Origin of the sequence: Albidovulum sp. (genome assembly GCF_049646345.1) — a bacterium.
Classification (GTDB): domain Bacteria; phylum Pseudomonadota; class Alphaproteobacteria; order Rhodobacterales; family Rhodobacteraceae; genus Albidovulum.
Window position 1 is genome coordinate 1 of the sequence record NZ_JBARVQ010000565.1, and the last position, 5,469, is coordinate 5,469.

At 60.9% G+C, this 5,469-nt stretch carries 5 protein-coding genes and 1 pseudogene; 2 read left to right on the top strand and 4 right to left on the bottom strand.

Annotation, left to right across the window (positions count from 1 at the left end; genetic code table 11):
* Together WBB85_RS14705 and WBB85_RS14710 are read left to right on the top strand one after the other, a co-directional pair.
* A pseudogene (locus WBB85_RS14705) lies at window positions 1–127 on the top strand (sulfopyruvate decarboxylase subunit beta); the annotation flags it as partial.
* Window positions 127–1,266, top strand: a complete 1,140-nt coding sequence (locus tag WBB85_RS14710) for an alpha-hydroxy acid oxidase (RefSeq protein WP_432639354.1) — start codon at window positions 127–129, stop codon at window positions 1,264–1,266. The pseudogene WBB85_RS14705 and the gene WBB85_RS14710, both read left to right, overlap by 1 nt.
* A gap of 56 nt (window positions 1,267–1,322) precedes the next feature.
* Here the strand turns inward: WBB85_RS14710 and WBB85_RS14715 are convergent, their stop codons facing one another.
* From WBB85_RS14715 to WBB85_RS14730, 4 genes are all read right to left on the bottom strand, one after another.
* Complete coding sequence (locus tag WBB85_RS14715; RefSeq protein ID WP_432639355.1) at window positions 1,323–2,102, bottom strand: IclR family transcriptional regulator; 780 nt, start codon at window positions 2,100–2,102, stop codon at window positions 1,323–1,325.
* Between the two features lie 10 nt (window positions 2,103–2,112).
* A complete protein-coding gene (locus WBB85_RS14720; RefSeq protein ID WP_432639356.1) occupies window positions 2,113–3,471 on the bottom strand; it encodes a TRAP transporter large permease in 1,359 nt (452 codons plus the stop codon).
* Between the two features lie 2 nt (window positions 3,472–3,473).
* Window positions 3,474–4,139: a TRAP transporter small permease gene (locus tag WBB85_RS14725; protein ID WP_432639357.1), complete on the bottom strand. Its 666-nt coding sequence runs from the start codon at window positions 4,137–4,139 to the stop codon at window positions 3,474–3,476.
* A 91-nt stretch (window positions 4,140–4,230) separates the two neighbouring features.
* Window positions 4,231–5,457: a TRAP transporter substrate-binding protein gene (locus WBB85_RS14730; protein ID WP_432639358.1), complete on the bottom strand. Its 1,227-nt coding sequence runs from the start codon at window positions 5,455–5,457 to the stop codon at window positions 4,231–4,233.
* Between the last annotated feature and the right edge of the window lie 12 nt (window positions 5,458–5,469).

Consider the following 5,469-nt stretch of genomic DNA (forward strand, 5'->3'; position numbering starts at 1 on the left):
GGCCATCGACAGCAAGAAGATGACCGTGATCGTGTGCAAATGCGACAGCGGCAACATCAAGCTGCCGGTGATCACCATGGATCCGGTCGTCATCCGGCACCGCTTCATGGAGGCGGTGAAGGCCTGATGTTCGCGGCACGCATCCAGTGCAGCGAAGACGCCCGCCGCCTTGCGCGGCGGCGTCTGCCCTGGATGGTCTTCGACTATATCGACGGCGCGGCAGGGGAAGAGCATGGCGCAGCCCTGAACCGGGCTGCGCTCAGCGATATCCGGCTGCGCTCCCGGGTTCTGGTCGATGTCAGTCAGCGCGACCTCGGCATGCCGGTTTTCGGCCACGATGCGAAACTGCCTTTCGGGATCAGCCCGATGGGCATGTGCAACCTCGCAGCCCCCGGTGCCGATCTGATGCTGGCGCGGCTCGCGGCGCGCTATCAGGTGCCGCTTGGCGTCTCTACCGTCGCTTCGACGCCGATGGAGCAGATGATCGAGACGGCCGGGGGGCATGCCTGGTTCCAGCTTTATTTCTCGGGCGATGGCACGGGGGCGCTGAAGCTTGTCGACCGGGCCGAGGCTGCCGGTTATGAAACATTGGTGCTGACGCTGGATGTGCCCGAGGTTGGCCGCCGCCCGCGCGAATTGCGGCACGGCTTCAAGATGCCGTTCCGCATCGGACCGCGCCAGTTCGTCGATTTCGCCTGTCATCCACTCTGGTCGCTGACGACGCTGTTCAAAGGCAAGCCGGACATGGCCAACTTCACCATGCCCGGTTACACATTCGACCGGACCGAAAGCCGGGCCCGGGCCGACTGGAGCTATTTCGCGCGGCTCCGCGACCGCTGGAAGGGCAGGCTGGTCGCCAAGGGCGTTCTGGATGTCGAGGATGCGGTCCGGCTGCGCGATGCGGGTGTGGATGCCATTCAGGTCTCCAGCCATGGCGGACGCCAGTTGGATGGTGCCGAACCGCCGATCCTTGCCTTGCAAAACATACGCCGGGAACTCGGCCCGGATTTCCCGCTCTTTTTCGACAGCGGCATCAGATCGGGCGAGGATATCGTCAAAACCTATGCAACCGGCGCAGATTTCGTATTTCTGGGGCGGATCCTGCTATTCGCCATCGCGGCGGGTGGGGAAGCTGGGCTGAACAGCCTTTGGACCACGCTTTCCGAGGAAGCCAGTATTACACTGGCGCAAATCGGGCATACGGATCTCAGGTCACTGGACGGTGTCCTTGCAGGGGCGACGGGCGGAAAAATCGAAACGCCATAGCGGTGGGCCATGGCACCGCCCCTCTTGCACGCACTCGGCGACCCTGACGGATCGGATCAGCTGCACAGGGTATCTGACAACTCTGCCGAGCCTGCGATCAGGACATCAAGTTTCTGCGTGAGGCTGGCCAGGTCGTGCCGCTGAAGCGGTGCGTGAACGGATAGCGTCGACAGCAACCGGCCCTGCATATCCCGAATGGGAAGCGCGATCGCGACCATCCCGTCCATGAATTCCTCATTGTCGGTGGAATAGCCACGCTCGCGGGTCTGGGCGAGCTCTGCCTTCAACTTCGCGGCGTCGGTGATGCTCTTCGATGTAACCGGCGTCAGTTTGTAGTTTTTCAGGAAGCGGTTGAGATAGTCCTGACGCAGACTCGACAGGTACATCTTGCCGCTGGCCGTGCAGTGGAAAGGCACCCTTGTTCCGATCGGAAGCTGGATGCGAAGCGGCCAGTGCGTTTCGACACGGTCGAGGTAGAACATGCCATCGCGATCCGGCGTTGCGATATTGCAGGTCTCGCCGATTTCTTCGGCAACGCGCCGCAGGATGGCCAATTGCACGGCCCGCACGCGTTCGGATGACAGGGTGGCGACGGCAAAGCGGCGCAGACGTCGGCCGGGGCTATAGGATCGTCCGTCAAGATCGCGTTGCAGGAAACCTTCTGCCTCGGCGGTATGAAACAGCCGGTGAATCGTCGGCTTGGGCAGGCAAAGCACCTCGTTTATCGCCGATGGCGTGACCGGAACCCCGGCCCGCGCGACCTCTTCCAGCAGCATCAGCAGCCTGAGATTTGTCGGGATCTGGCCGGTTTCATCTGATGCGGTATCGTCGGACATGGGGCATATCTTAACGGGCTGGCAACAGGATCAGCGACAGTGCCGGCACAAGCGATACAAGGACCCAGACGCCGATCAGGGCCACAAGATAGGGCACCGTGTAGCGCAGCAGCCGGAAATAGGGAACGCCTGTCACGCCGGATGCGACGTAAAGGTTCAGCCCGTAAGGCGGAGTGATGAAACCGATCGAGGCGCCGACAAGGAAGATCACCGAGAAGTGGATCGGATCAACCCCGACCGAGGCCGCAATGGGGGCAAGGATCGGCGCAAGGATGATTGTCACCGGCAGGCTTTCCAGAACCATGCCGGAAAAGAAGACGATGACCATCGAAGTGAAGAGAACCGCATAATAGCCGCCCATCGAGGTGACGAAATCGCCGATCACTGCCTGCGCGCCCAAAAGCGACAGGATCTGCTGCATCACCACCGATATCGCGATCAGAGGTGCCAGAATGCCGGTGATCTGGGCCGAGCGGACCACGATGGATGGGATTTCGGGGATGGTAAAGCCTTCGACGACCAGCATTTCGGCATAGCCCTTGTCAGAGACGGGTTTGTCGGCATCCGTCCCCATGATCTTGTTCAGCGGCCAGCTGATCAACCCTGCCATGACGCAAAAGCCGACGGTGACGCCCGCCGCCTCGGTCGGGGAAAACTTGCCGGTATAGATGCCCCACAGGACAAGGCCGATGGCGAAGAAGCCAAGCCAGGCACCGAAGGCGGTCTTCAGGATACGGTTCAGTTGCAGCGGGATCAGATAGCCCCAGCCATTGATCCGGCAGATGATCCAGCAGGCCACTTGCATGCCGATGACCATCAGGGTGCCGGGAATGATGCCGGCCACGAAAAGATCGCTGATCGGCAGGTTCATCAGGAACCCGTAGACGATGAAGATGATCGAGGGCGGGATGATGATGCCGACCGTACCGCCCGCCGCCGCCGTCGCGGCCGAGAAGCGTTCGTCATAGCCGCCCTTGACCATTTCGGGATGCAGCATTGATCCGATCGTCGCCGTGGTGGCCGAGTTCGACCCCGAGATCGCCGCAAACAGCCCGCAAGCGCCAAGCGAGGCCATGGCAAGCCCGCCCCGGAGCCAACCAAGGCAGGCATAGGCGAAATCCGACAGCCGCCTTGCGATGCCCGACCGGTTGATCAGATCGCCCGTGAGGATGAACAAAGGCATCGCCAGAAGCGCGAAGCCCTTGTTGAAGACGTTCAGAAGCTCGGCCCCCATATTGTCAAGCGTGAGGCCAAGGACAAAGGAACAGCCGATCACCCAATAGGCGATGATCAGCAGGACCGGCACGCCCAGCATGAAGAGAAGCGTGACGCCGAGGGAGATTAATGTGACCCAGGTTCCGTCCGTCATGATCAGTCCGCCCCTATCACAGCTTGCTTGACGAGCGGGTCGCCGCTGCGCCAGTTTCGGATGTCTTCGGCAAGGTTCTGGAACACGCGCCCCGCCAGCAGGATGAAGGCGATAGGGGCTGTCATGAGGAACCACCATTGCATGACATTGTCGGTGCCAAGCACGATCTGGAAGTTCGAGGCCGAAAGCGCCACAAGCCGCGCCGTCGTCGTGACCACGATCACCGCGAAGCCGAACCACAGGACCGCATCAAGAACAAGACAGGCCATCTGACCGGCACGTGGCATCGCCGCGCGAAACTCGCTGAAACTCAGATGGGTGCGCAGGCGCACGTTATAGGACGCGCCGTACCAGGCCATGATCATGAACAAAAGCGGCGGGATCGTCGTCGACCAGGGCGACTGATCGTTGAAGACAAAGCGGTTGATGACGCCCCGGAAGATGATCAGCGCGATGGCAAGGTAGCTGTAGACCATGATCGTGCGTTCAAGATGGCGCTCGATGAAGGGCACCGCGCGGTAGATCGCCATGACGGCAAGGCCACCAAGCGCGGTCGCGACCGCGCCGATACACCATGCGGCATTGCTTTTCAGCGCGCTGCGGATTTCAAAGGAATCCTGCGTCAGGAACGCAGAGAATATGGTGCCGATATCGGCCCAGATCGACATGGCTCACTCTCCCCAAAGCGCCGGTTTTCCGGTCGTTCAATCGGCTTGACCGGCCCCAATCGGGACCGGTCCGAATGTTATCGGCCTTGCCTTAGCCTTTCCACCAGCGGCGTGGCTCGACATTTTCAGGCAGCATGTTTGCATCGACCTCGCGGGCGATGTTGTAGATTTCCTGATAGGTGTCGATGCCGCCGGCCCAGCCGTTCAGCCGGTCGCGCCATTCGGTCCAGAGCTGGGGCTGGAACTCGGGGCTGCACATCTCTTCGGCCATCTTGATCTGGTCTTCGGCAAGGAAGGCGCAGCGCACATCGTTTTCGGCAAAGATCGTGCCGGGAAGCTGCGGATCGCTGAAGCCGACGGTCTTGACCAGTGCTGCCTCGTTCGCGGCCTGCACATGGGTCTGGGCCCAATAGGCAGATTCCATCACCGCATCCTGCAGATGGCCGTCAAGACTGTCGAAGACGCTGGCGCTCATCGAGGTGTGCTCGGTGCCGCAAAAGAATTTCAGGTCCACACATTGCGACACGACCGGCGACATATTGGCATAGGCCACGGCAGAGGCCCAGGTTTCCGCCCCGTCGATCAGACCCTGCTTCAGGCCATCAAGCGTTTCTTCCCAGGCGACGGGCACCGGGTTGAGGTTCAGCGCCTGCATCGCGATCCGGCCCAACTGGGTGCCGGTGACGCGGTTCTTGGTGCCGAACAATTCCTCAAGCTTGGTCACCGTCGGCTTGTCCTTCCAGCTTAGCCCCAACTGGATGCCACGCAATTCGCAATGGCTGAAAAGGAATTTGAGCCCGTGCCGCTTTTCCAGCGGGTCGCGCAGAATTTCCTGGCTCTTGGGGTGATAAAGGAAGTGATACTGCGAGGCGCGGCCCGGGAACATGAAGGCATAGTCGAGCACGTTCAGGTAAGGTGCGCCCCCGGCCGAATTCTGGGTCGAGGCGGCATAGATATCGACGATGCCCTGCTGGGTCTTCTCGACACAGGACAGCTGACCGCAGATCTGGTTGTCGCCGATGAATTCGATGCGAATCTCGCCGTCAGTGCGGGCCTCAAGATCGCGGGCGAATTCAAGCGCACCGGCCCGTTCGATCAGAAGGTTGCGGGCGTTAAAACCCGCCGCGCCGAATTTCAGCGTGTGCTTGGCCTCTTTCGCAAAGCGTTTCTCATAGGTCGATTCTGCCGCACTTGCGAGGTTTGCAAGGCTCATCGCGCCCCCGAAACCACCAGCGGCCAGAAGTGTCGAGCTCATCCCGTAACGGCCTGCAACCCTGAACAGATCCCGCCGTGATATCCGGCTCAGTTTGTCGTGCATTCCAATAATGTC

Bases quoted from the DNA above. Each gene is read 5' to 3' on its own strand.
- WBB85_RS14725 (WP_432639357.1), bottom strand. From the start codon at position 4,139: ATGTCGATCTGGGCCGATATCGGCACCATATTCTCTGCGTTCCTGACG.
- WBB85_RS14710 (WP_432639354.1), top strand. From the start codon at position 127: ATGTTCGCGGCACGCATCCAGTGCAGCGAAGACGCCCGCCGCCTTGCG.
- WBB85_RS14720 (WP_432639356.1), bottom strand. From the start codon at position 3,471: ATGACGGACGGAACCTGGGTCACATTAATCTCCCTCGGCGTCACGCTT.
- WBB85_RS14730 (WP_432639358.1), bottom strand. From the start codon at position 5,457: ATGCACGACAAACTGAGCCGGATATCACGGCGGGATCTGTTCAGGGTT.
- WBB85_RS14715 (WP_432639355.1), bottom strand. From the start codon at position 2,102: ATGTCCGACGATACCGCATCAGATGAAACCGGCCAGATCCCGACAAAT.